At 61.8% G+C, this 1521-nt stretch carries 1 protein-coding gene; it reads left to right on the forward strand.

Going from position 1 to position 1521, the window contains the following annotated elements; genetic code table 11:
* Window positions 1-133: 133 nt before the first annotated feature.
* Window positions 134-1521 (forward strand): ISNCY family transposase (locus PQR42_RS45410; protein ID WP_408496074.1); only part of this gene is annotated, 1388 nt, incomplete at its 3' end.

A 1521-nucleotide genomic window follows, 5' to 3' on the forward strand; every position in this document is an offset into this window, starting at 1 on the left:
ATTTTACATAAAAAGAATTATCAACATATGTGGTGTAGTAGCTTTATAGAAATGTCGTGTTCTAGCCATTTAGAAATGTCGTGTTTTGGCCTCGGTATGCTTGCCGGTTCCCTGCGGGACTATGGAGCCGGCCATGCATGCAGCTGCACTGGTGACATTGAACATGCGCGAACTCGACCGTCTGAAGGTCATCCAGGCCATTGTCGACATGGGCCTCAAGCCTGGTCGCGCGGCCGAACGCTTGGGCTTGACCGTACGTCAGGTTGAGCGCCTGGTGATCCGCTATCAGGAATCCGGTGCGGCGGGACTGGCCTCGCGCAGACGTGGCCGTTCCGGCAACCGGAAGCTGGACGAAGGACTGGCTCAGCAGGCGCTGGCGATCATTCGTGAACGCTACGCCGATTTTGGACCGACGCTGGCCTGCGAGAAGCTTTGGGAATGCCACGGCATCCGGATGGCCAAGGAAACGGTCAGACGGCTGATGACGGACGCCGGTCTGTGGATACCACGCCGGCAGCGCCCGCCGAAGATCTACCAGCCGCGGGCGCGTCGTGCGTGTCTGGGCGAACTGATCCAGATCGATGGCAGCGATCACCGGTGGTTCGAGGAACGGGCGCCGGCCTGCACACTGCTCGTGTACGTCGACGATGCGACCAGCCGGCTGATGCATCTGCACTTCACGGCGAGCGAATCGACCTTCAGCTATTTCGAGGCGACGCGGGCGTATATCGAATGCCACGGCAAGCCTGGCGCGTTCTACAGCGACAAGGCGAGCGTGTTTCGCAGTGGCAAGGCCCATGAAACGGGAAGCAGCGTGACGCATTTCGGCCGGGCGATGTTCGAGCTGAACATCGACACGTTCTGCGCGAACAGCAGCTCAGCGAAGGGTCGCGTCGAGCGCGCCCACCTGACGCTGCAGGACCGGCTGGTGAAGGAATTGCGACTGCGCGGAATCAGCACGATCGTCGAAGCCAATGCGTATGCGCCCTCCTTCATGGCCGCCTACAACGCACGCTTCGCGAAGCCGCCGAAGAGCGATTTCGACGCGCACCGGCCGCTGCGGGGTGACGAGAATCTCGACCTTCTGATGACGTGGCGCGAGACGCGACGGGTGACGAAATCGCTGACCATTCAGTACGACCGCGTGATGTACCTGCTGGATGACACGCCGGAGAACCGGAAACTGATCCACCGCTACATCGACGTGTGGGAGTACCCGGACGGGCGCATCGAGATCCGCGCAGATGGCCGGGTGCTGCCGTACAGGCAGTACGACCGGCTGGCCGAGATCGACCAGGGCGCGGTCGTCGAACATAAACGCCTGAGTCACGCGCTGCAGGTCGCGCAGGCGATCCAGGCGCAACGCGACAACCGGCGCATCTCCGGCTCCCCCGCGCGCACGAATCAGGGACAACCGGTTCGGGCAACGGAACGCGCGCAGGGCACGAAGAAGCAGCGTGAATTCACCCAGGACGACATCAACGGCGTGATCACGGAATTGGCACAACGCAGGCAGCCGAA

The sequence above is a fragment of the Paraburkholderia sediminicola genome, from assembly GCF_046027355.1.
GTDB lineage: Bacteria > Pseudomonadota > Gammaproteobacteria > Burkholderiales > Burkholderiaceae > Paraburkholderia > Paraburkholderia sediminicola_B.